Consider the following 23,722-nt stretch of genomic DNA (forward strand, 5'->3'; position numbering starts at 1 on the left):
AAGAAGATGTTTCACAGAACAAGCAAAAAATAATCGACCAAACTCAATTTCAAAGAGAGAGTGTTTAGTTCATGAAGCCGTTTCGTGAGATCAGTGCGAGTCAATTGTCGTCGCTTTCTCTGCCGGACGAGATGAAGGCGTGGGGTTACCTGTTGATCCGGAACGTGCTGCCTGTAGAGGATGTCACCCGGATGGTGGAAGAAATCACGCGGATCGTGTCCGCCTCAGGTTGGTTGGTGCCCGACCGAAGTCCCGAAGAACGCATTTCCGATGTGCGTGCGGCCTGTGGTGATCCTGACCCGGCATTCAAGCGGGTCTATGAGCAGATCTTCAACCTCCAGGCGTTCCATGCGTTTGCTCACCATCCCGCATTGCGACAGGTGATGCATTTGTTGGTGGGACGGGATCTGTTGGTACATCCCAAACCGATTGGCCGGTTGATCTTTCCCAATTGCGATCGACTGGTTATTCATGCCCATCAGGATCATCGCTCGCTCGATGGCGATGCGGAGACCTTTACCGCGTGGATGCCGCTGCACGATTGCCCGGTAGAAGTGGGCCCGCTACAAATTATGGAAGGCTCGCATGTCTACGGTCTTCAAGGTGTCGATCCGACAACCGGCATCATTGCGAAGGAGACGGCGCGCGGAGGCGAGTGGGCGGGCGGCCCGATCTATGCCGGGGACGTACTCATTTTTCATAGCCTGACGGTGCATGCGGCCACGCCGAATACCTCCACTCAGCTGCGCATCTCGATGGATTGCAGGTTTCAAGACGCTCGCCGCTCGGTAAATCCCGCGAACTTTGTCTTTCCGGGAAGCAGCAACGAGAAGTCTTGGGAGACGATCTATGCCGGATGGCCGTCGGACGAGTTGAAGTACTTCTGGAAGAGGATGCCGCTGCTGTTCGAACCATCCAGGGAAACGCTAGCTAAGTTGGCCGATACGGAAGCGGACCCGAGGCTGCGGGCGCGATACGCCAGAATCGTAGATCAGCTCGAAGCTCAGGGCTTGCGTTGAGTGTAAGTCGATTCATACTCGTGCGCGATATTCAAACGGCCTAGTTCCGAAAGACCGCCAGAGCGCCTTCGACAGGCAGCATCGCGAGCACCCATTTGAGCTCGTCAAAAGATCGTTCCGCCACCACCAGCATCCTATCCTGACGAAATGTAGTTCCCCAAAGTGAGGTGGTCTCAAACGGTCAATGCAACACCATCTGATATGAATTCTTTTTTCTAAAGGTGGTGTTTATGGCACAAGGAAAACGGAACAGGCTTTCCACTAAGCAGCGGATCGAGATGCGGCGGCGCTGGAAGGCTGGCGAGTCATTGCATGAGATTGGGTGTGCCTTGGGCAAGGGGCAAGGTTCTATTCGGTTCCTGTTGACGCAGCGCGGCGGGATCGTTTGCGGTATCAATCTTGTGCCCCCCAGCAACTCAATCTGAACCATCAGCGTCTAATTCTGTGGGAAATAGAGTAGGACGCCCACGGTGAGCAATGCCCAATGCGAAAATAGAGCACCCTATCGTAGATGATGAGATATTGGCAATCCCGAAGATATTGCTCGTTGATGATGACGAAACCATCCGCGAAACCCTTAGTGCAATTCTTGAAAATAGTGGCTTTCAAGTCGTTGTAGCTGCGAATGTCAACGACGCACTCAGCCTTATAGGCTCTCAGACATTCGACGTGTTGCTAAGCGATCTGCACATGCCTGGACCGGGAGATGGGCTAACGGTCGTTAGCGCTATGCGCCATGCCAATCCCAAGGCCTTGACGCTCATCCTGAGTTCCTATCCCGCGATGAAAGAGGCTGCGGAGGCAATTTTGCTACAAGCGGATGATGTTCTGGTGAAACCGATGGCAGTAGTTATGCTGGTTGATCTCATTAGAGCACGGCTGAAACAGAGGACAATTCCTGCGCGAGTTATATCGAGCGTTGCCGATATCCTTGAGGAGGAGACACAATCGACAATCAGTGATTGGCTTCTGCGTGTTGAACTTGAGCCTGACATCATTACTGTCCCTCTAGGTCGTAAAGACCGTGCTGCTCACCTGCGTGACCTATTCAGTGACCTTGTTTGTCGTCTTCGCTACCCGCTACCATTAGGTACGCGTGCCCTAGTGTCCACCGCGGCAGCTCAGCACGGGTTAGACCGACGTAGGCAGGGCTATACGGCAGCGATGATGGTGGAAGAATCGCGAATGTTGCAGGTAAGCATCTTCCAGACCTTGCACAACAATCTGTACAGAGTGAACTTCAGTCTGGTCTTGGTGGGGGTAATGGCGATAGCAGACGAGGTAGACTCGCAACTCGCTCAGGCAATGGCGAGCTATGTTTCAGAGTCAAAACTTGACGCTCTACCCGTAGTTGCCTAGCCCGGAGCGGTGCATGACACTCGCGCGATGATGCAATAAGCCTCTCACCATAGAGAGGTTCAGTCTGGCACCGCAAATCACGGGCGGGACCCATACATGAACTCCAGCCTGTACCTTGGGTGTCCCTTTCATGCAGTTTCATCGCATGAGTGGGCATTCGCCTCCAGCGCGGAACCGGAATCAGCCGGTGAGCACGGTTATCGAAATTGGAGCCGCCAATCGGCAGCGTACAGATCAACAAGGGCCTTGCGTAACGCGACTATTCTTGTCACGACAAAGCAAGAATAGGATTCTCAGGTAGAGAAGACTCATCGCCACCAGCTATTCGTGAAAAAGCATCGTTGATTGTATCTGTGGTATTTCTCGCGGAGATGTGGAGGCGGCGAGTCGCCTTTGAAGCTGTCTGACACAACTTGTACTTGTTATCGACGGTTTCCCTGGCACGAAAGATGAGTTCTGAGCGCACGTTAGTCTCCACGTTCTTTGCGGCGTTCAGGCTAAAATTACGCTGAGTTCGCGGGTGAAATGCAGGTTCTTCTTCATAGCGACAACAATGGCTACTCAACGCAGAAAACCGAAAACGGGGCGCCATTGAGTCGTCGCCGAGACAGTCGATCGACCTCATTTACAGTTTACTCCTCGCGAAGGCATGCAAAGCTCGAATCGCTACTAAATCCAAGGGGAGCCCAATACCTTGGTCCAATTGATTGGCCTATCCTCGTCAGGCTTAATTGTGGCTGGGTAAGCGATACGAAGGAACCGGAATCAGAAAGTGAGCAGGGTTCATCGGAATTGGAGTCGCCAATGGCCAGCGTGAAAATCGAAGAGAAGAGCTATGAGATGCCTCCGAAGGACGGGATGAGCATCGCGCACTTTCTCACGGTGAAGGACATCGAGCGATCGGCTCGTTACTACGAAAAGGTCTTCGGCGCTCGCATTCTGAGCCTGGGCGACGGCAACGCGCCCGGGTACCTTCAACTCGCGAATATCTGGATGATTGTGAACGTAGGTGGCGGCCCGACAGAGGACAAGCCGACGGTATCGCTCAGCGTCCCCGACCCGAATCACATCAGCAGCTTCTTGAACTTCCGTGTCGCCGATATCCAGGCATGCTACGAGTTATGGAAAAGCCGAGGAGCCGAGTTCATCACCGAGCCGCTGCCCAAATACGGCGAGATCCGATGCTACATCCGCGACCCCGACGGCTACCTCATCGAGGTCGGTCAAAGCACAGACCTCACGTACGGTTGACGCCGACTGGCCCATACACGTCTCGCATTCCCAAAACGGGAACCCCCAAAAATAAACTCAGAAACCATGGCGCATCTTTCGAAGCCAAAAAACTGACTGCTAAAACACCACGTTTCACCACCCAACCACCACGTCCACACCACCAAAAAACCACGATCAAACACCGCTTTTTCGCAAAAACCCTTGCAAAACACCACAAACCCACCCACGAAAAAATATTCGGCGGGTGACCCATTCATGCAGTCTCATGCTTGGGCATTCGAGCGAACGCTTCAGCTTCTTATATGACCTTCGATTCCTGATATTCGTCGCTCCATCCAGAGACGCAGGAGTCGGTTGGATGCCACCAGAGGCACCGAGAACGCAATGATTCGGTACACGTCGCCGCGCCGAATCTTTGAAACCTTTGCCGGGTCCAGCCACTCATCGTTGGACACGAGCAGCAACAGGGTCTCTAACCCAATGAGAACCGGCCACAAACAAGCCAACCGTAACCGTATCGCGAATGCTGGGAGGGAGAGTGTGTATTCGACCGCCTCGCGAAAGTGATCGAGGGTCTTTCCGACGAGCTCGAATAAGAGCGGTCGTGCAGCCAGAGATGTTTGTGGTAACAGGAGGTCTTGCGGGCTTAGGCCGAATTGATCAAGCATCGTGGATGGCAGGTAGCAGCGTCCGATCCGCAAATCTTTGCCGCAGTCTCTGAGAACATTCGTCATCTGCAGCGCTTTTCCGAAACGAATGCCACGACTCAACACGACCTCTGGGTTGCCTCTGAACGCACCAGGCACATGCGCGTAGGTCATCTTCGTCCAGAATTCCCCAACACATCCGGCCACCATGTATGTGTATTGATCCAATTCGGAGAACTCCCGAAGCGCAACGATCCGCCCGGACGACTCATCGGGAAAAGTATGCAGGTCGAACTCCATCCCTTTCGTGAGAGTGGATACAATATCGCGCACTGCTTCTCTATCGGACTCACTCATTTGGGAGAGCACCGTCAGTGCCGCTCCAAGCGACTCGAGCAGGACCTTTTCGTCCGAGTCTGCTTGTTGAGAGCCTACCTCCGCCGCCATACGCGTGAGCGCCGCTTCATCGGGAGCGCCGTTCACTTGATTGCGAAGCGACAAGAGCAGTTCCATTCGCTGTCCGGGAGCAATCAGTGAGGTATCGGCGATTGTGTCCGCGGCTCGTGCTAGCAGATAAGCAAGGCCAATCGGATCGCGCATCCCTGCAGGGAGCACGCGCATGGTGATGTAGAACGATCGCGAAACACTTTTCAGGAGGGGGCCGAGAAGCACGGCGCGAGCTGGATCAGGCATGGATTCCGATGGTCGTTCCTCCATCATTCTACCGGTAGACCAAGTTGAACGGATGCCGATACGCTAGGGCTTTTTTGTGACGGTTGGCCAGAGACAAAAGTTGTCATGATGTTTGTCGACAGACATCCGTAGCCCATATTTACTGATAGTGCAGCTTCGGCCCACTGGTTCGTACGAGATGGCCGGGCGCGAAGATTTTTGGTGAAGTCTTCGCATCACCCCATTTGTGTTGCTCGAAGGTCGCCCCGTTCAGGTGAATGAACATGCCAAACCGAAGCAGTGGCGGCCACCCATAAACTTGGAGACGGCGGCAATCGATACAGGCCGCCTCAGTCATCAAGCTCGAGAACTTCTCCGTTTTGCGCGCTGGAGCGGTAGAGCGCTTCCACCAGCGCCATGGTTTGGAATGCGTCTTCGAAGTGGGTCGGCAGGTTGGAGGTTGAGCCTTCCACGAAGGCCTGAAGAGCTCCCATCGTCCCGATGAACCCGTCGGGAATGTTAGCTCCTGCAACTGGAAGTGATTGCCAGCAGTCCTCGGTGCATCCCCGCTCGGCAAACTCGGCAGTATCGGGAACCCCTATGGGGTAGTCCAGATTCAAGCCCATGCTGATGCGAGCCGCACCACGAGTGCCTTCCCACTGCACGAAGCTGTGCTGATGCTTCTGGCCAAAGTTGTGGTGATGATTACTTGCAACGAAGACCCGTATGTTGTCGCCGTAGTCCAGGATTGCGATGGTCTTGGTCGCGGCCAGGTTAGCCGTGTGAGGGTTGTTTACGGTTTTAGCGTAGACGCTGGTTGGATTTCCCAGCCAGGACCGAATCAAGTCGAAGTAGTGAATGCTGTGATACAAAATCTCAACTCTCGGGGCGGTGGCAAGGAAGGTCCAGAGGTCCCAGGGCGTATAGGTAGTGGTTTGAACCTGAAGATCATGGAGATCTCCTAGCAAACCTGCCTTTGCCAAGGCTGATACGGCCAGATTGTTAGGGGAATACCGTAGGGAGAAGTTGACTGAGGCGGTGAGGCTTTTGGCTCGGCAGAGATCGCGAATAATACGTGCCTCTTCAATTGTCTCTCCCATAGGCTTCTGCATCAAGACAGCAGACCCATCAGGAATGTGAGGGAGGATATGCGAGAGTTGCGAGGCAGGTACGGCGATGTCGTAGACGACATCGTTGGGAGCGAACTGGACCACACTTTCGATAGTGTTAAAGGTGCGACCGATCGCGTGGTTCTTAGCCAATAACTCTGCTCGTTCAAGACTCTGATCCATCAAACCTATGACCGAGAACTTGCCCTTTTCGTACGCAGGCAGATGTGCGGACCGAACGATGCCTCCCGCTCCGATGATAACGATAGGGCGCATTTGTTTGGGCATTGGCGGCAAAGCGTGCGCCCTAATCGCGGAGAGGACTGAGTCCCGGATCATGCGGTAATCTCCGGAGTGGGGACCTGTGATGAGAACGCCGCAATTACCAGATAGCAGACGGCAGGGACTAGATATGCAGTAGCCATGCTGTGAGAATATTCGGAGATGAGTCCCATAACTGGCGTCAGGATCGCGCCACCGAGGATGGCCATGACAATCAGTGATCCGGCGAGATTTGTCTCTCCTCCCATATCGCGAATGCCAATGGCAAAAATGGTCGGATACATGATCGACATAAAGAAGCTGGTCATTAGAACCGCCAGCAAGCCATACCAACCGGGCGCAAAGATGCCGACAGAGAGTAGCAGAAGGTTCAGGATGGCATAGACCCTCATTAGTTTTGCGGGAGCCAGCCATTGCATGATGTAAGCCGAGCCGAACCTGCCGATACCGAAGGCTACAAGGGTTCCAGTCAATAGAAGTCCGGCGATGCGCTCTGAGACGTGGGTGTACTCCTGGGCGTATGGGATGAAGTAGCTCCAGGTCCCAACCTGCGCGCCCACGTAGAAAAACTGCGCGACGACGGCGTAGAGCAGCAGACGATGCCGGAACAATCGCTTCCACGAACCGGATGACGGATCGGCAACTTCAATCACTCGTGGAATGCGAGGAAACTGGGTGACAGCAATCAAAGTTGCCCAAACCAGCACGATGACACCGAGCACTAAGTACGGTGTGACGACTCGCTGCGTTTCGTGATGGAGATATGCAACGTACGTGCCAGCGCTGACCATTGATGCTTTTTGCGCTGGCGTCAGCTCTATCCCGGAAAAGATAAACCGTGTCCCAATGAGGACGCCGCTGATAGCACCGATTGGATTGAAAGCCTGCGAGAAATTCAGGCGTCGCTCCGCGCTGGCGTCTGGACCTAGCTGCGCTATGAAAGGATTTGCTGCTGTCTCGAGAAAAGCTAAGCCACTTGCCACGATGAAGAGTGCGCTGAGAAAAAAGACATAGCTGCTGGTCATGGCCGCGGGCCAGAAGAGCATACATCCCAGGCCGAAACATAGGAGACCGGTAAGGAAGCCCAATTTATAACCGTACCGTTTGATCAGCAATCCAGCAGGCAGGGCTAGAAGAAAATAACCTAGATAGAAGGCCGATTGCACCAGCCCAGCTTGGAATCGGCTTATGGCGAACGACTTCATGAACTGACGGATGAGAACGTCATTCAGATTGTTTGGGACACCCCACAGAAAAAAGAGGCCCGTAACCAAAACAAAGGGGCGCAGGAGGCCTTTTGGAAGAAAGGACGAGGTCTCGTTGGTCTTTGAGCTTGGTAATGGCAGAGAGGGATGCATCAGGCACCGACCCCGGAAAGCCGATAGACGCGAGTTGCTGTCTCCCCGAGTATGGCGGTCTGTTCGGAACGGGAGAGCGATGCAGTCCACCCTTCGACAATATGCCACCATTCCGAGTAGCTGCTTGCCACGGTGCAAACAGGCCAATCTGTTCCAATCATCAAACGCTCTGGGCCAAAGCTCTCAAGCACCACATCAAAATAAAGCCGCAGCAGCTCCGGTGTCCACGTTACTGGGTTCGCCTCGGTGACGAGTCCAGATACCTTGCAGGTCACGTTCGGTCGTTGGGCAAGTTCGCGGACATTGCGACTCCAGAGATCTATTTCATATTGCGCAATGGCAGGTTTGCCCATGTGGTCGAGAGCGAAGCTATGAGCCGGAAACTGATCGACGAACGCAATGACCTCGGGGAGCTGATGGGCATAGACAAGAAGATCGTAGACAAGGCCGGTCCCTGCGAGATGATGAATTCCTCTCTGGAAGTCAGCACGTGTTAGAAACTGAGAAGGCTCGGCCTGAACGACGTGGCGCAAGCCCTTCAGCAGAGGATTCTGCCTTAGATCGTCAAGAATCGCAGGGAAATCTTTTGCCGCAATCGGCGCCCATCCGATAACGCCGAGGATAGGCGCCTCCTGCGCCATTTCGAGGAGCCATCTCGTCTCTTCAAGGCTCTGGCGTGCCTGGACCGCGACGCTTCCATCTACTTTTGCCTCGTTAAGCTGCGAGCGAAGCTCCGAAGTCAGGAAGTCGCGGCGGAGGCCTGACATGTCGTCCGAGATCCAGTCATACTCGGCCGGGTCGTATCTCCAAAGATGGTGATGACTATCGATGCGCAAGGTGATGACTCCGTTAAGGTGCCAGGTTTCAGCGCCTCGATCTTTGGACTAACTCAGGCGCAGGTCAGAATATCATTTACTAGTAAAAACAATTTTCCGCATATAATATTGCTTATTCTGGCCCTCGCTGTATATAACGAGAACGCCGTAGTTTGAAAGCCCTTTCCTGCGAACGGTACTGATGATCTGACGGCAGCAATCGAATCGAACTAGAGGAACCCATGAAAGTAGTAACGTTTGCGCAAGGAAACAAACTGACTCGGCCCGGTGTGCTTGAGTCCGAAAAAGTGTACGACATCACGGAATATGGCTTCCGCAGCACGCTGGAGTTGATTGAGGGCGATGTAGAGGCACTCAAGGCTATCCGCGGCCTCGCGAATAGTAAGGCTTCCTTTGCACTTGACGAGATCCATCTGTTAGCTCCTATCCCACGGCCGCCTCGCATCTTTGCAGTTGGCCTAAATTATCAGGAGCACGCCGCTGAATCGAAGATGGCCGTACAGAAAGTCCCGACGGTCTTTATGAAGCTCTCGTCGTCGGTGACAGGACCGGATACCGAGGTGATTCTGCCAAAGAACTCTGCGCAGCCTGATTATGAAGCAGAGCTTGCTGTAGTAATCGGCAGGCCTGGATATCGTATTGCCGCGCGTGACTGGGAACAACATGTCTTCGGCTACACGATTGTGAACGACGTCAGCGCGCGCGACGTGCAGCTTGCGACCTCTCAGTGGACGCTTGGAAAGAGCTTTCCTACCTTCACCCCGTTAGGACCTGCAGTGGTTACGCGAGACGAGATTGCCGATCCCCATGCTCTCGATATCCGGCTTGCGATTGACGGGGAGGTGCTCCAGAACTCCAATACCAAGGACTTGGTCTTCCGTATTCCTCAACTCATTGAGCATATCTCTTCGCTCACTCCACTAGAGGCTGGCGACATTATCAGTACAGGAACCCCGCCGGGAGTGGGCCTCGGACGCACTCCGCAGCGTTGGCTGCGCGATAAAGAAGAGATGGTGATTACGATCGCAGGGCTAGGCGAGCTTCGTAATAGGACGCGAGCCGAGGTTTAATCCACCACCACAGGAGGAGGAGACAACGTGGCAGAAGCATTCGGTTTGAACAAAAAAGCAGCGTTGGTAACTGGCGGGGCAAGCGGCATTGGAGCTGCGACCTGCCGCGAACTGGACCGTGCTGGTGCAGAAGTGGTGGTTGCAGATCTGGACTTAGAGGCGGCAAAGTCGCTTGCCGGCCAGTTAAAGCAGGGGACAGCACTGCACATCGATGTCACCGATGAGGTCAGCGTGAAAGCCGCTGCTGCCAGCTTGTCGAAGCTCGACATTCTGGTAAACAACGCCGGTATCGGTAATGTGGGAACCGTTGCAGATGTGAGCTACCAGGATTTTGACCGATTGATGAAGGTGAATGTCTACTCCATCTTTCTGGTAACGCAGGCGATGTTGCCTCTGATTTTGCAATCTCATGGGAGCATTGTGAATATCGGATCGGTCGCCGGAATGGTAGGGGTGAAGCAACGTTTTGCGTACTGTGCCAGCAAGGGAGCGGTGCTCGCAATGACGCGGCAGCTTGCAGTGGATTACCCGAAGGAAATGCGGGTAAATGCTGTCGCTCCGGGAACTGTGCAGACACCATTCGTCGAAGGTTATCTGGAGAAGTATCACGCACACGAAAAAGAGAAGGTTCGCGAGCAGCTCGTGTCTCGCCAACCGATTGGACGCCTGGGCACTCCTGAGGATGTGGCGTCTCTGGTGCGCTATCTCTGTTCGGAAGAAGCCGGGTTTATCAACGGTTCCGTTGTTGCAATCGATGGAGGGTGGACAGCGGCATGAACGTTAGCGATCCTCGTATCACTCAGGTCCACACCATTGATCTTCGGTTTCCTACTTCGAAGTACAGCATCGGCTCCGACGCAGTAAACAAAGATCCAGACTATTCTGCTGCGTATTGCATTCTGGAGACGGACAGCGATCTTTGTGGACATGGCCTCACATTCACGCTTGGACGAGGAACAGAACTGTGCGTCATGGCGATCGAATATCTTTCGCGCTTCGTCGTTGGCCGCCGTCTAAGCGAGATTACGGAGAACTTCGCAGCGTTTTCGCGTCAACTGCTCGAAGATAGCCAGTTCCGTTGGCTTGGGCCAGAGAAGGGCGTTATTCATCTGGCTGCTGCTGCTCTGATCAATGCGGTGTGGGATCTTTACGCCAAGGTAGAGGGAAAGCCGCTTTGGTTATTGCTGGCTGATATGACGCCAGCGCAGATCGTATCTGCAATTGACTTTCGTTATATCGACGATGCTCTTTCGCCAAATGAGGCACTCGAGATTCTTTACGCTGCGAAGCAGGCGATGCCGGATCGTCTAAAGTTGCTCCGCGCCGAGGGCTATCAGGCATATACGACATCCGTGGGATGGTTTGGGTTTAGCGATGAGAAGATTCGCCGACTTGCCCAAGAAGCACTCGCTGACGGATGGACTTACTTCAAATTGAAAGTCGGAGGAGAGCCCGGAGACGATCTTCGACGTGGCCGCATAGTGCGAGAGGCGATCGGTTGGGACAATCGCTTGATGATTGATGCGAATCAGAAGTGGGGAGTGGAAGAGTCCATCGTACGCATTCGTGCGTTGCAGGAGCTTCAACCCTGGTGGATGGAGGAACCGACCAGTCCGGACGATATTCTTGGGCACGCGCGGATTCGCCGCGAGACAAAGCCCACACGCATTGCGACTGGTGAGCATTGCCACAACAAGGTGATGTTCAAACAGTTGATGCAAGCGCAGGCGATCGACGTCTGTCAGATCGATAGCTGCCGCGTGGCGGGCGTGAATGAGAACCTAGCGATCATTCTGATGGCCAAGAAATTTGGCATTCCCGTATGTCCACATGCGGGAGGTGTTGGGCTCTGCGAATACGTACAGCATCTCTCAGCGTTCGACTTTCTGTATGTTTCAGGAACGATGCAGGAGCGGGTCATTGAATTTGTCGACCACTTACACGAGCATTTTGTGACCCCGGTCGATGTAAGACGGGGACGATACTATATGCCGGAGACCCCAGGCTATAGCATCGAAATCAAACCTGACTCGCTACAGACGTATGCGTTTCCGCATGGAACCTATTGGTCAGAAGAGCTGGCTGGCCACCTGGCATAGATTGCAAAAAGAGTCTGCTATTCTGAGTGCGTTCTCGACCCTTCTCATATGGCATCTGGAAAAATCGCTAAGACTGCATCTAAACCATCCAAGAATACTTATGCTACGCCAGCTCTGGAAAAGGGCCTGGATGTCATTGAACTGCTCGCTCACCAGCCGAGTGGCCTAAGCAAAAGCGACATTTCGCGCCATCTCAATCGCACCGTGTCTGAAATATTCCGCATGCTGGTGTGCCTGGAAAAGCGAGGATACATCGCACAAAGTGACGGCGATCGTTATGCGCTCACGTTGAAACTTTTCTCGTTGGTGCAAGAACATCCACCGACGGAACGATTGATCACCGAGGCTCTGCCAGTGATCCATCGTGTCACACAACAAATGAATCAATCGTGTCACATGGGCATCATTGAAGGTGCCCAGGTTACGATTCTTGCGCAGGCGAATGCACCGACGCCAGTCGGGTTTTACGTTAAGCTCGGCTCGACGGTGGACTTGATGGAGGCTGCGTCTGGTTACGTCATTCTTTCTCACCTTAGAGAAGATGATCTTGAACGCACTCTCACCGAATGGAAGAGCATCACTGGTAAGAAGGTTCCCGAAGATCTCAAGAAACATCTCTCCCGCATTCGCCGGCAAGGGCATGAGACCCAACCGAGTTACTTGGTTCGCGGTGTTGTAAATATCAGCTGCCCGATCTTCGATGAGCGTGCCTCGGCAATCGGAGCTCTGACAGTTCCTTACATTCAATACAACGAGTCCAAGGTAGGGCTTCCCGACGCAAGTAAGATCCTGAAGCAGGCTTGCCTGGAGATTACTTATGCTATCGGCGGGAAAGCTCCGGCGGCTTGAAGACTGCGAAACGATGCGCTTGGCGAGGCTATTCACCGCAAGTACGTCTTTAGCGGAGAACCCAGTTGAGTCCGAGCAAAAGGACCATAAGTATGGTGGCGAGTACCCACGTGGACCGATACACCCGGTGATCTGACTGCAACTTTGACCACAGCGCAGAACGATTTCCAGATTCGCGGTCCGACTGTACAGATACGCTGACGCACACTGCGACAAAGCAGGTTGTCAGGAAAGCATATATGGCGGAATGAAAGCTGGCACTCATCATCGTTCCATAGCGCAGAAAGCCTGAGACAGAAAGGGTCAGGTGCAATATCGAGGCGCTCATTCCAGCAAAGAAGCCGGCAAAAGCTCCGCGGGTTGTGATGCGGGGAGAGACTATGCCAATCAGAAAAATCGCCCAGAGCGGGGTGCCGAAGATGGTAAAGATCAGCTGCACCTGCTCCATGATGGAGCTGAAGTAGAACGTGATGGAGGAATCGAATACTGCGAGAGTGGCAGCAAAGACAATTGCGCACCGGCTGACGAACAGGTAGTGCTCTTCGCGACGGCCCGGACGCAGCTGCGTGCGATAGATGTCCTCTGTCCATATTGAAGCGAATGCCGCCACGTTAGCTGCAACCCCTGACAAGAGGCTGGCGGCAAGAGCGGTGCATCCGATGCTCAGCATAACGGGGCCGTATGAGCTTTGCATGAGCAACGGGATTGCCTGTTCGTACCGTGCCGTGGTGCCCAGTTGATTAAAAAGACGGGCTGCAACCAATCCCGGACAAACGACGAGCAGGGCAAAGAAGAGCTTCGCAAACCCGCTCCACAGAGGAACCTGTTGTGCGGCTAACTCCGTCCGGGCAGTGAAAGCGCGCTGCATCAGCACGAAATCGGTGCACCAGTATCCGAACCCGAGGACAAAGCCTAATCCCGCAGTTAGCCCAAGAACATCAAATGGGCTGCGCACAGACGCGGTCGGAATACCCATCCAAAGGTGGCCAAGTTCGAGGTGATTCGTTCTGGTATTGGCCAGCAGGTACCGAACACTTAGAAAGCCGATAGGGACAAGCCCGACAAGCACAACGGACAGCTGCAATATTTCGTTGTAGATAGTCGCGCGGAGTCCGCCTAAAAGGATATAAGCCAGCACAACAGTAGCAGTGGTGGCGGCTCCGGTGACGAAGCTCCAACCGGCCGCCACCTCGAGAAATTGGGCGACAGCGAAAAGCGACACGCCAGCGAGCAGGAGCAGGGAACTGGCGACAACGCAAGCATTCAGGAGGCGCATCTGCGGCCCGTAGCGAATCTCCAGGAGCTGCGGCATACTCCGGATTGAAAGGGTTCGGTAGAGTGGCAGAAATAGGAGTGCCGAAAACAGAATTGCTGGGATAGCCCCAATCAGATAGAAGTGAAACGCTACTACCCCGTACTGCGCTGCTACGGCGCTGAGCGCAATGACCTCGAATGCTCCACAGTTAGCTGCGATATAAGAGAGCACAACAATACCCGAAGGCAAGGATCGAGTCGCGTTGGGATAAGAGTTCGCTGCTAGAAATCTGCGCCTCGCGGCCCATCCGATCAGAAGCGATGCTATGAGATATCCGGGCAGTAGCAGTTCCAGGATGGCGCGAGCTCTTCGTATGTTTGGAGCATCTATAAACTGGAGCATGGACGCAATATCGATCAACCCGCGGCACGCTGACCTCAACATTGCTTCACACCTCAAGCACCAATCTGCCTCCGGCGAAGAATAGCAGAAGCCTTAGGCGAAGTTAAAGATGTGGCGCTGCAAGTGGTTAGTGACAATTTCACCTGTGCTATTAAGTTTTCATTGACAAACGAGATCAAGGTTCTGTATTTTTCTCGTCGAAATGTAACCGGATTCATTTTGTCGTCTAAAAGTGTCTACTCATGAAATTCAAACGTCTCGAGAGGCGATCAACGCCTCAGTGACAGGGATCTCAGAAATTACTGAAGTCAGAAGCAAAGCGCCGAGGTAGCAAATCGACGGCGCATGCTGGAGGCCAATTCTTATGCGAGGCGAAAACGTGGCTCTACAATTTAAAGAGCGTCTTCTGATAGGGAGGTCGTGGCCTGTGATATGGCTGCTCCTTCTACTGTCTCTATGCGGTTTAGTACATGCCCAGGTGGATCAGGGCGCGATCACAGGTGTCGTGCAGGACTCTTCGGGTGCGGCTATCCCAAATGCGAGGGTCACCCTTACAAGCCCAGAGACAGGATTGGCGCTGCAACGTCAGGCCAATGAGAGCGGTGTCTACGTCTTTTCTCCGATCAAGATAGGCGACTACACACTGAGTGCCTCCGCTCCCGGGTTTTCAACCACGAAGCAGGAGAACCTGCACGTCGACATACAGCAGCGCCTGAATGTCGACCTGAAGCTAAAGGCGGGCGCCGCAAGCGAGACGGTCACGGTGACCACTGGTGCCCCCCTCCTGGAGACGCAGGATGCGGCGGTAGGCCAGGTCATCAGCACCGAGACGATCAACAACACGCCGCTGAATGGTCGCAACTGGGTCTACATCGCGCAATTGACAGCTGGCGTCGCCCCTCCGTTCGGAGGCACCCGTGGTAGCGGTACGGGCGACTTCGTGGCGAACGGCCAGCGCGCCGAGCAAAATAACTTTGTCCTGGATGGTGTCGACAATAACACCAATCTGGTTGACTTCCTCAATGGTTCGAGCTTTGTGATGCGCCCGCCGCCGGATGCGCTCGCCGAGTTCAGCATTCAGACAAGCAACTTCAGCGCTGAGTTTGGTCACTCCGCCGGAGCCGTGATGAACGCCAGCATAAAGTCGGGAACTAACGCCATCCACGGTGATCTTTGGGAGTATCTCCGCAATACCAATCTCGATTCGAAAGACTGGGACGCAAGCACCATCTCGCCTTATCACCAGAACCAGTTCGGCGGAACAATCGGCCTGCCCTTCTGGAAGAATCATCTGTTCTTCTTCGGCGACGTCGAGGCCAACCGAATCTCGGTAGCCTTACCCACCACCACCACGGTTCCAACCGCGTTGATGCGCACCGGTAACTTCTCTGAACTGCTGAACCCCAGCCTTAACAACCAGGGTGTGCCGGTTCAGCTCTATGCGCCGAACTCAGGCGGCGCCACTACGCTTTCCTGTGCCGGTGTCAACAATGCGCTTTGCCCGAACCAGATCGATCCCGTTGCGCAGAAGATCATCAACCTGTACCCACAGCCGAACCTCGGCGTGCAGGGACTGACTTACAACAACTACCGCGTGAACCTCGCTCGGACGGATAACACTGTGCAATGGGATCAGCGGCTGGACTGGAATATAAGCGCGAAGGACCAGGCCTACGTGCGTTTCAGCTACGCACACGAGATCAAGACGAACGGTCTACCGCTTGGTCCGATACTGGATGGCGGCGGCTTCGGCGGTGCGAACGATACCAATCTGGCTGAGAACTTCATGCTTAGCGAGTCCCATGCCTTCACATCAAACCTCGTCAATGAGTTTCGCTTTGGCTACAACTGGATTGTCTCGCAATACCACCAACCCAACGCGAATGACTACTCTCTGGCGGCATCGCTTGGGCTAGGTGGCATTCCCAACAACGGCCCCGGCTTGGGTGGCATTCCTCTGGGTTACTTCGGCTATGGCCCGATCCAGATCAACCAGTGGGGTTCGGTTGGCACACAGGACGAGGCCCAGAACGTCTATCAAATTCTGGACAACGTCTCGCGCACCATTGGAAACCATTCCCTCAAGGCGGGAGTGTCGCTTCAATCGATTCGTGTCTTCGATCGCTATGCTCCGAACCCGATTGGCCAGTACTATTTCAACGGACAGTACACGGGCAAGGTGGGGAGTTCCATCACGACAGGCGCAGGTCCGGCGGACTTTCTGCTCGGGCAGATGAACTCCGCCGCAATTGCGAATAGCCCTCCGATTAATGATTCGCAGTGGTACAACGCAGCCTATTTGCAGGATGACTGGAAGGTCACGCCGCGGCTGACGCTCAACCTTGGCCTTCGCTATGACCACTATGAGCCATACAAGGAGAACGCAGGCAACCAGGCGAACTTCATCTCGACAGGCAATCTGGGCATCGGGACTGGAACAGGCATCTATGAGCTTCCCAGCCGGTCACGCAATCAGGATCTCGGTGCTCCGTTCCTCGCCGTTCTGGCCAAAGATCACGTATCGCTCCAGTACAACGACAATGATCGGCTGGCGTCGGGACAGAGCTTTAACTTCGCGCCGCGTCTGGGTGCTTCGTTCCGGACTGATGAGAAGACCGTCGTCCGCGCTGGCTTCGGACTCTTCTACGGTGGCCTGCAGAGCCAGGGCAATACCAATCTTGGAACGAACTTTCCCTGGGCGAACGGAGCCAATCTCCCAACGCCGGACTGCTCTTTAGGTAGCTGCCCCTCGCTGTTGTCGCAGGGTATCTCGCTGGAGAATGGTCTGGTAGCAGCCACCGGCGTTGGACTACAGAACTTTGTGTCCTTTCCCGGTTTGCACGGTATCGATCCGAACATTAAGACGCCCTACACCATTAACTACAGCCTCACGGTGGAGCGGTCCATCACACCGAACCTTGCGGCGACTGTCAGTTATGTCGCCAACTCGTCCAGGCACCTCTCGACCTACTACGATCCCAACACGATACGCGGTCTCTTTGCTCCCGGTGTATCGACGCAGCAGTTCCAGCCGTTCCCCGACCTCAGCGGAATCGGAACGATCCACTTTGGCGGCGACAGCAACTACAACTCACTACAAACCAAGCTGGAGAAGCGTACGTCGCATGGTCTGACGTTCCTTGCCACGTACACGTATGCGCACGCGCTCGATGACACAAGCGACGCGGGCGGACTTTCGACCGCAGTCGGCGACCGCAACATGGCGCTAATTCCGTACGGACAGGAATGGACGAACTCGCCGTACGACATTCGTCACCGCTTCACCTTAAACGGAAATTATCTACTGCCGTTCGGGAGGGGACGTGCGTTTCTGAACAACTCCCGTCTCGCGGAATATACCGTCGGCGGCTGGTCCACAAGCCTGGTCTTTGCAGTGCAAGCCGGCACTCCCTTCACTGTGTCGCCGAGCATCTCTACTGCGAACGGTGGCAGCGCGCGTGCCCTGCTCGTCGGTGATCCGTTCAAGGGGGGCGGAACTCCAAACACGACCAATAATCCGAGCTTGACTTCTTGTCCGACAGAGGTCAAAACACGGACAAACTGGTACAACCCCTGTGCCTTCGTAAATCCGTTGCCCGGAAACCTCATTACGGGATCGACCGTCGTCACCGATTACGCGTCTGCTGTCGCATTTCTCGGCGGTCGCTCGAACCAGATCTACGGCCCCGGCTATTCGCGTGTGGACATGTCGTTGTTCAAGACCTTCCCCACTTTCCGCGAACAATCATTGCAATTCCGCGTCGACGCCTTCAATCTGCTCAACCATCCAACGAACGGAAATCCGTCGAACCAGGGTATCGGACCGCAAGCCGGTCAGATCACGGGAACGAAGTTTTTCCAGAACAACACACCTGATGCTCGCTTCCTTCAGCTCTCGTTGAAGTACGCGTTCTAACTCGTCAGGAGGGCCGGTTCTCTGTACGGCCCTCCTGGTTCCTGCGTCTCTACGGAGTCTATTGCCTTCTAACCTTTCGCCCTCCGCCAGTCGGAGGTATCGGCGTCTTTTGGGATGAAGCGGAGTCGAACAGATGAGGAGTGCTGGTTGAATATCGACAGACGCAGTTTCGTGCAAGGTAGTCTGGCTCTGGTTGCCCTGCAACATACCCCCGCCGCTCTTTCGGAAAAGAACTCGACGGCAATTGCTGAAGAACTCTGGTACAAGCAGCCGGCAAGGCGCTGGCTTGAGGCGCTGCCTGTCGGCAACGGCCGTCTTGGAGGCATGGTCTTCGGCGACATTCAAAACGAGAGGATCGCGTTATCTGATTCGACAGCGTGGTCCGGCGCTCCCGCAACAGGTGAGGTCAATCCAGGGGCGCTCCCGCACATCCGCGAGATACGTGAGCTCTTCTTCGCAGGCAAGTACGACGAAGCGCAGGCGCTATGCAGTAAGTACCTCCCCGGACGCATGAAGAACTTCGGTACGAACCTGCCGCTGCCGGATCTCCAACTCGCATTCGAGCACGTTGACCAGCCGGTGGAGTACAAGCGATCGCTCAGTCTGGACGACGCTATCGCTTCAGTTCGTTTTAAATGTGGCGACGTTCAATATACGCGTGAAATCTTCGCAACCCATGCTGACGGTGTAATCGCAATACAGCTGACCGCCAGCCAACGAGGTGCAATCTCTTTTCGCATGAGCTTCAGTCAGGGCGAGATTCCAAATACGACAAGTACAGAGGGCCAGGACACCTTAGTACTCAAAGGAAGCTGCTTCGAGCATACGCACAGCAGCGGTCAAGACGGGGTAGCGATAGAGATTCGAGCCCAGGTGCTTGCCCGCGGCGGCACGACGTCCGCGATGAGCCACGCCATCGCTGTCGCCGGCGCGGACGCTGTAACGATTCTGCTTGCTACCGGGAGCAGCTTTCGCGGAGACAATCCGGAGAAGATTTCGCGCGAGGCTCTGCGAAGAGCCTCCACCAAGTCGTTCGCGCAACTTCGCCAGGCGCACCTTGAGGACTATCGGCCACTGTACCGCCGCACGTCGCTGGACCTCGGCATCAGCTCCGAGAGCACCCGGCTTCAGCCAACAGATGCACGACGTAAGGCGCTCGAGGACGGCGGTGACGATCCTGAGCTTGTTACTCTCTTCTTCCAGTACGGCCGCTATCTTACGATTGCAGGTTCCCGCGCGGACTCAGTCCTCCCCCTTGCGCTGCAGGGTATCTGGAATGATGGGCTAGCCAGCAGCATGGGGTGGACCGACGACTTCCATCTGGACATCAACACTCAACAAAACTACTGGCCCACAGAGGTCTGCAATCTTTCGGAGTGTCATGCTCCGCTGTTCGGGCTCATTGAAGGTCTTGCCTCTGCGGGGAAGACGACTGCAAGCGAGATGTACGGCTCACCCGGCTGGGTCGCGCATACGGTCACCAATCCGTGGGGCTACACCGCCCCGGGAGGCACAGGATGGGGCATCGTCGTGACAGCCGGCCTCTGGATCGCCACGCAGATGTGGCAACACTACGAGTTCACACGTGACACAGAATTTCTCCGCGCCCGGGCGTACCCAGTACTCCGTGAAGCGGCTGAGTTCTTTCTCGCCTACATGGTGGAGGAGCCGAAGCATGGCTGGCTTGTGACTGGACCTTCTGACTCACCAGAAAATTGGTACATCACTCCGTCCGGGCAACACGCCTCGGAATCGATGGGAAATACGATCGACCGCGTATTCGTCCACGCCTTATTCAGCATGGTCGCGGAGGCCTGCGCCACGTTATCGATCGACCCCGATCTGCGCTCGAGGGTAGAGGCAGCCCGTGCGAAGCTGCCGCCGCTGCAGATCGGCCGGCACGGCCAGTTGCAGGAGTGGATGGAAGACTTTGAGGGCGCCGAACCGAACCATCGGCACACCTCTCATCTCACGGGGCTCTATCCCGAACATCAGATCTCGCCGCGCACTACTCCTGCCTTAGCCCGTGCAGCAGAAGTCACCATCCAGCGTCGAATGAGCGCGCCGCACTGGGAGCAGAGCGAGTGGGGCCGAGCGAACCTGGTGGTCTACTACGCGCGATTACTCAAGGGGGAAGAAGCTCACCGGCATCTCGTAGGTCTTATCGCAAAGGCAGCGGACGACAATTTAATGACCTACTCCAGTGCGGGCGTAGCCGGAGCCGATTCGAATATCTTCGCGATTGACGGCAATACAGCTGGAAGCGCTGGGATTGCCGAGATGCTCTTGCAGTCCCATGGAGGCGAGATCGAGTTACTGCCTGCGTTGCCGGCAATGTGGCGAAATGGATCCTTCCGTGGCCTCTGCGCACGAGGGAGTTACTTGGTAGCCGTGAAATGGCGCAACGGCGAACTTAGCTCCGCTACCATCAGCGCGAGAGCAGGCGGGTCAATCCCGATCCGCTATCGCGACCAAGTCACTCACCTTCATCTTCAAGCCGGTCAGCAGGCCCGATTGCGACCGCAGAGCTTTCTCGGCAAAGCGCCCGACGTTGCCGGCTCTCGCACCCAAACGTAGGAGTTTGTCTTCATGCAGTGTTGTACGGTCATTTCGGCTCTCCATCTACGTATTGCCGCTCTGGTGCTGGCTTTGTCTAGTTGTTTCACCGTCAACGTAAGCGCCCAAACAAGCCCGGCGACCATTCAGTTCGATTCCACCACCGGTGTGTTTCGCATCGATGCCGCCGACAGCACCTATGTATTCGGTATTAATGAAGTGCAGGGGCTCCAGAACTTGTACTGGGGCGGACATCTCGCTGCAAGTGATCATTTCGCCGCCGCACACAGTATGCCGGAGCTTTCATCGTTCGAACTTCCCATTACTGTCACTCCACAGGAGTATGTAGGGTGGGGAGGCGGACTCTATGTCGACCCAGATCTGAAGATCACCTTTCCTGATGGCAATCGAGATCTTGCACTGAAATACGTCTCGAATCGTATTGATGGAGATACACTCTCCATCGTGATGAAAGACATCTCACGCGATGTATACGTCACGCTTAACTACCAGGCCGATGGAGAGACGGGAATCCTTCGCCACTCCGCGACAATAGAGAATCGCACCGGCGTTCCGTTCACGGTGGAGCAGATTGCAGCTGGCACCTGGAATCTCCCACGTGGCACAGACTATCGGCTTCGCTATCTCACCGGCCGCTGGGCAGGGGAGTGGAACGTGCAGGAGAGGCATATAGAGCCGGGTAAAACCGTGCTCGAGAGCCGCCGCGGCACTACCGGCGCACAAAACAACCCGTGGTTTGCTATCGACCGCGAAGGCGCAGGTGATCAAGATCAAGGTGAGGTATGGTTTGGGGCGCTCGGTTGGAGCGGGTCGTGGCAGATATCTGTGGAGCAGGATCAACTCCAACAAGTACGCGTCACCGGCGGTCCGAATGCCTTCGACTTCGCCTATCTGCTGAAGCCTCACGAAAAACTCACCACGCCCGACTTCTATGGAGGCTACTCTAGCCACGGCATCGGGGGCGCATCCCGGCTGATGCATCGTTACGAAATCGACTCCGTCTTGCCCCGTCATCCCAAGCCAAAGCTGCGACCCGTCGTCTATAACTCGTGGGAAGCGACTGGATTCGACGTAAATGAAGCTGGCCAGATGGCGCTCGCCGAAAAAGCGGCAAGCATCGGCGTCGAGCGCTTTGTGATGGATGACGGATGGTTCGGCGAACGCAGGAACGATCATTCCGGCCTCGGCGACTGGTACGTGAACCAGCAAAAGTTCCCCCATGGTCTCAAGCCGCTCATCGATAAGGTGCACTCGTTAGGCATGGATTTCGGTCTGTGGGTTGAGCCTGAAATGGTGAATCCAAACAGCGATCTCTATCACAAGCATCCCGACTGGGTATTGAACTTTCCGGGGCGTCCGCGTACGGAGGGGCGCAACCAGTTAGTGCTCAACCTCGCCCGGCCTGATGTGCGGGCGTATGTCTATGGCTTTCTCGACAATTTGCTAACAGAGAATAACATCGCCTTTCTCAAGTGGGACTACAACCGTAACTGGTCCGAACCCGGTTGGCCCGCGGCTGCGCCCGACTCCGAGAAGAACGTTTACGTCGACTTCACCAATAATTTCTACTCCATCCTCGTCGAGCTGCGACAGAAGCATCCGAATGTCGAGATCGAGTCCTGCTCGGGTGGTGGCAGCCGCGTTGACCTCGGGGTCATGCGCTACACCGATGAAGTCTGGCCTTCGGACAACACGGATGCTTACGACCGGCTGTTTATCCAGAACGGCTTCACCTATGCGTACTCGCCCGGAGTCATGGCCGCCTGGGTCACGGATTCACCCACCTGGGTGAACAGTCGATCGCTCTCACTCGAGTATCGCTTCTTGTCGTCCATGCAGGGGGCGCTCGGCGTCGGAGCCAACCTGAACAAATGGACGCGCGAAGATCTGGACCAGGCCCGGACGATGGTAGCTGCGTACAAATCCATTCGTGAAACGGTCCAGCGCGGTTCTCTCTACCGGCTCATCGCTCCGGAGAACAACAGCGAGCAATCCGTCACGGAGACCGTCTCACGAGATGGCAAACAAGCTGTCACGTTTGCCTTCCTTCATTCCAGCCGCGAGCTCTATCCATTTCCACTCGTGCAGTTGCGCGGACTCGAAGAGAACGCAACCTACACCCTATCCATGATCGCCGGAAACGTTGACGACGGAACGCCCGTCACTGCTTCTGGCTCATACTGGATGCATCATGGGCTTGGTCTCAAACTCCGCGGCGATTTTCAGGCGCTGGCATTCACCTTGACCCAAACGAAGTAATCATCACCGCTCATGCGCTGGGTTCAGAACAGGTAATCATCGGGAGAATAATTTGCACGCGTCCATGCGTTTACGCAGCCTGACTCACTATGCCAATCACAAGCCTCTTTACTGCTCCATCGCGATAGCCGCGTTGCTCGCCTGCACGACGCTGCTCGGCAAGGCTCAGAAACAGCCTTCCATTCCGGAGGAGATTGAGTGGACGTGGGAGGTGCGGCCACCACACGCAGATCCGGCTCTTCCCAACGTGCTGCTGCTCGGAGATTCCATCACACGCAACTACTTTCCTGAAGTCACGAAGGACCTGAAAGGGGCTGCGAATGTCTATCTCATGGCCGTGTCCACCTCAGTGGGAGATCCGCGGCTTCCGCGACAAATTGAGGAGTTCGCAGCCATGGAGAATGTCACTTTCCGGGTGATTCACTTCAACAACGGTATGCATGGTTGGAACTACTCAGAGGCACAGTACAAAACTGCGTTGCCCGATCTGCTCCACAGTGTTGAGCAGATCGCTCCGAGTCACCATGCGTTGGTCTGGGCGACGATCACGCCCGTGCAGATAAACGCCTTCAACGGCGCCACGAATGAGCGAATCAACGAGCGGAACCAGATTGCACAAGCGTTGTTCTCTTCGCTTGGAATCACGATTGATGACCAGCATTCACTCATGATGAAGCACCTGGACACCTACGAGGACACAGTGCATTTTGGGCCCTCAGGCGCAGCCCTCATGGGCGATCAGGCTGCCGAAACGATTCGTGCAGCACTGCGAAGATGAGG

General features: G+C 55.2%; 17 protein-coding genes. 11 read left to right on the plus strand and 6 right to left on the minus strand.

Annotated elements, in window-relative coordinates; translation table 11 throughout:
* The first annotated feature begins 71 nt into the window (after positions 1–71).
* From RBB76_RS13430 to RBB76_RS13440, 3 genes are all read left to right on the plus strand, one after another.
* Positions 72–1,019: a phytanoyl-CoA dioxygenase family protein gene (locus tag RBB76_RS13430; protein WP_429631326.1), complete on the plus strand. Its 948-nt coding sequence runs from the start codon at positions 72–74 to the stop codon at positions 1,017–1,019.
* 477 nt (positions 1,020–1,496) lie between these two features.
* A complete protein-coding gene (locus tag RBB76_RS13435; protein WP_429631325.1) occupies positions 1,497–2,378 on the plus strand; it encodes a response regulator in 882 nt (293 codons plus the stop codon).
* Between the two features lie 804 nt (positions 2,379–3,182).
* Entirely contained in the window at positions 3,183–3,629 is a 447-nt protein-coding gene (locus RBB76_RS13440; RefSeq protein ID WP_429631323.1) for a VOC family protein, read from the plus strand.
* Positions 3,630–3,901: 272 nt separating this feature from the next.
* On the opposite strand, the gene RBB76_RS13445 is transcribed toward RBB76_RS13440, so the two are convergent.
* The 5 genes from RBB76_RS13445 to RBB76_RS13465 all read right to left on the minus strand — a co-directional run bounded on the left by RBB76_RS13445 (position 3,902) and on the right by RBB76_RS13465 (position 8,515).
* Entirely contained in the window at positions 3,902–4,951 is a 1,050-nt protein-coding gene (locus RBB76_RS13445) for a phytoene/squalene synthase family protein (RefSeq protein WP_429631322.1), read from the minus strand.
* Positions 4,952–5,090: 139 nt separating this feature from the next.
* Positions 5,091–5,288: a hypothetical protein gene (locus RBB76_RS13450; RefSeq protein WP_429631321.1), complete on the minus strand. Its 198-nt coding sequence runs from the start codon at positions 5,286–5,288 to the stop codon at positions 5,091–5,093.
* The gene (locus RBB76_RS13455) at positions 5,281–6,378 is read right to left on the minus strand and encodes a Gfo/Idh/MocA family protein (protein WP_429631319.1); all 1,098 of its coding nucleotides are present in this window, start codon (positions 6,376–6,378) and stop codon (positions 5,281–5,283) included. The genes RBB76_RS13450 and RBB76_RS13455 overlap by 8 nt, the downstream gene beginning before the upstream one ends.
* Positions 6,375–7,679 carry an L-fucose:H+ symporter permease gene (gene fucP, locus RBB76_RS13460; RefSeq protein ID WP_429631317.1) on the minus strand — a complete coding sequence of 435 codons (1,305 nt, stop codon included), beginning with the start codon at positions 7,677–7,679 and terminating at the stop codon, positions 6,375–6,377. Before fucP ends, RBB76_RS13455 begins: the two co-directional genes overlap by 4 nt.
* Entirely contained in the window at positions 7,679–8,515 is an 837-nt protein-coding gene (locus tag RBB76_RS13465; RefSeq protein WP_429631315.1) for an amidohydrolase family protein, read from the minus strand. The genes fucP and RBB76_RS13465 overlap by 1 nt, the downstream gene beginning before the upstream one ends.
* A gap of 221 nt (positions 8,516–8,736) precedes the next feature.
* On the opposite strand from RBB76_RS13465, the gene RBB76_RS13470 reads away from it, so the two are divergent.
* The 4 genes from RBB76_RS13470 to RBB76_RS13485 are packed head-to-tail and all read left to right on the plus strand — an operon-like array spanning position 8,737 to position 12,533.
* Positions 8,737–9,585, plus strand: coding sequence for a fumarylacetoacetate hydrolase family protein (locus RBB76_RS13470; RefSeq protein ID WP_429631313.1), 849 nt, complete (start codon positions 8,737–8,739; stop codon positions 9,583–9,585).
* 27 nt (positions 9,586–9,612) lie between these two features.
* The gene (locus tag RBB76_RS13475; protein ID WP_429631311.1) at positions 9,613–10,362 is read left to right on the plus strand and encodes an SDR family NAD(P)-dependent oxidoreductase; all 750 of its coding nucleotides are present in this window, start codon (positions 9,613–9,615) and stop codon (positions 10,360–10,362) included.
* On the plus strand, positions 10,359–11,684 hold the full coding sequence (locus tag RBB76_RS13480) for an enolase C-terminal domain-like protein (RefSeq protein WP_429631309.1): 1,326 nt from the start codon (positions 10,359–10,361) through the stop codon (positions 11,682–11,684). Before RBB76_RS13475 ends, RBB76_RS13480 begins: the two co-directional genes overlap by 4 nt.
* A 48-nt stretch (positions 11,685–11,732) precedes the next feature.
* On the plus strand, positions 11,733–12,533 hold the full coding sequence (locus tag RBB76_RS13485) for an IclR family transcriptional regulator (RefSeq protein ID WP_429631307.1): 801 nt from the start codon (positions 11,733–11,735) through the stop codon (positions 12,531–12,533).
* Between the two features lie 49 nt (positions 12,534–12,582).
* On the opposite strand, the gene RBB76_RS13490 is transcribed toward RBB76_RS13485, so the two are convergent.
* Positions 12,583–14,190, minus strand: coding sequence for a sodium:solute symporter family transporter (locus tag RBB76_RS13490; protein ID WP_429631305.1), 1,608 nt, complete (start codon positions 14,188–14,190; stop codon positions 12,583–12,585).
* A gap of 427 nt (positions 14,191–14,617) precedes the next feature.
* Here RBB76_RS13490 and RBB76_RS13495 point away from each other — a divergent pair, with 427 nt between their 5' ends.
* The 4 genes from RBB76_RS13495 (at position 14,618) to RBB76_RS13510 (ending at position 23,720) form a co-directional block, all read left to right on the plus strand.
* A complete protein-coding gene (locus tag RBB76_RS13495) occupies positions 14,618–18,106 on the plus strand; it encodes a carboxypeptidase regulatory-like domain-containing protein (RefSeq protein WP_429631303.1) in 3,489 nt (1,162 codons plus the stop codon).
* A gap of 147 nt (positions 18,107–18,253) precedes the next feature.
* Positions 18,254–20,683, plus strand: a complete 2,430-nt coding sequence (locus RBB76_RS13500; RefSeq protein ID WP_429631301.1) for a glycoside hydrolase family 95 protein — start codon at positions 18,254–18,256, stop codon at positions 20,681–20,683.
* Positions 20,684–20,695: 12 nt separating this feature from the next.
* On the plus strand, positions 20,696–22,942 hold the full coding sequence (locus tag RBB76_RS13505) for an alpha-galactosidase (protein WP_429631299.1): 2,247 nt from the start codon (positions 20,696–20,698) through the stop codon (positions 22,940–22,942).
* A gap of 64 nt (positions 22,943–23,006) precedes the next feature.
* Positions 23,007–23,720: an SGNH/GDSL hydrolase family protein gene (locus RBB76_RS13510; RefSeq protein ID WP_429631297.1), complete on the plus strand. Its 714-nt coding sequence runs from the start codon at positions 23,007–23,009 to the stop codon at positions 23,718–23,720.
* Positions 23,721–23,722: the final 2 nt, after the last annotated feature.

Origin of the sequence: Tunturiibacter psychrotolerans, assembly GCF_051013365.1 — a bacterium.
Taxonomy (GTDB): domain Bacteria; phylum Acidobacteriota; class Terriglobia; order Terriglobales; family Acidobacteriaceae; genus Edaphobacter; species Edaphobacter psychrotolerans_A.

Excerpts from the sequence above, each read along its gene's own strand:
- RBB76_RS13430 (WP_429631326.1), top strand. The coding sequence starts at position 72 with ATGAAGCCGTTTCGTGAGATCAGTGCGAGTCAATTGTCGTCGCTTTCT.
- RBB76_RS13435 (WP_429631325.1), top strand. The coding sequence starts at position 1,497 with ATGCCCAATGCGAAAATAGAGCACCCTATCGTAGATGATGAGATATTG.
- RBB76_RS13440 (WP_429631323.1), top strand. The coding sequence starts at position 3,183 with ATGGCCAGCGTGAAAATCGAAGAGAAGAGCTATGAGATGCCTCCGAAG.
- RBB76_RS13445 (WP_429631322.1), bottom strand. The coding sequence starts at position 4,951 with ATGCCTGATCCAGCTCGCGCCGTGCTTCTCGGCCCCCTCCTGAAAAGT.
- RBB76_RS13450 (WP_429631321.1), bottom strand. The coding sequence starts at position 5,288 with ATGACTGAGGCGGCCTGTATCGATTGCCGCCGTCTCCAAGTTTATGGG.
- RBB76_RS13455 (WP_429631319.1), bottom strand. The coding sequence starts at position 6,378 with ATGATCCGGGACTCAGTCCTCTCCGCGATTAGGGCGCACGCTTTGCCG.
- fucP (WP_429631317.1), bottom strand. The coding sequence starts at position 7,679 with ATGCATCCCTCTCTGCCATTACCAAGCTCAAAGACCAACGAGACCTCG.
- RBB76_RS13470 (WP_429631313.1), top strand. The coding sequence starts at position 8,737 with ATGAAAGTAGTAACGTTTGCGCAAGGAAACAAACTGACTCGGCCCGGT.
- RBB76_RS13480 (WP_429631309.1), top strand. The coding sequence starts at position 10,359 with ATGAACGTTAGCGATCCTCGTATCACTCAGGTCCACACCATTGATCTT.
- RBB76_RS13485 (WP_429631307.1), top strand. The coding sequence starts at position 11,733 with ATGGCATCTGGAAAAATCGCTAAGACTGCATCTAAACCATCCAAGAAT.
- RBB76_RS13490 (WP_429631305.1), bottom strand. The coding sequence starts at position 14,190 with ATGCTCCAGTTTATAGATGCTCCAAACATACGAAGAGCTCGCGCCATC.
- RBB76_RS13505 (WP_429631299.1), top strand. The coding sequence starts at position 20,696 with ATGCAGTGTTGTACGGTCATTTCGGCTCTCCATCTACGTATTGCCGCT.
- RBB76_RS13510 (WP_429631297.1), top strand. The coding sequence starts at position 23,007 with ATGCGTTTACGCAGCCTGACTCACTATGCCAATCACAAGCCTCTTTAC.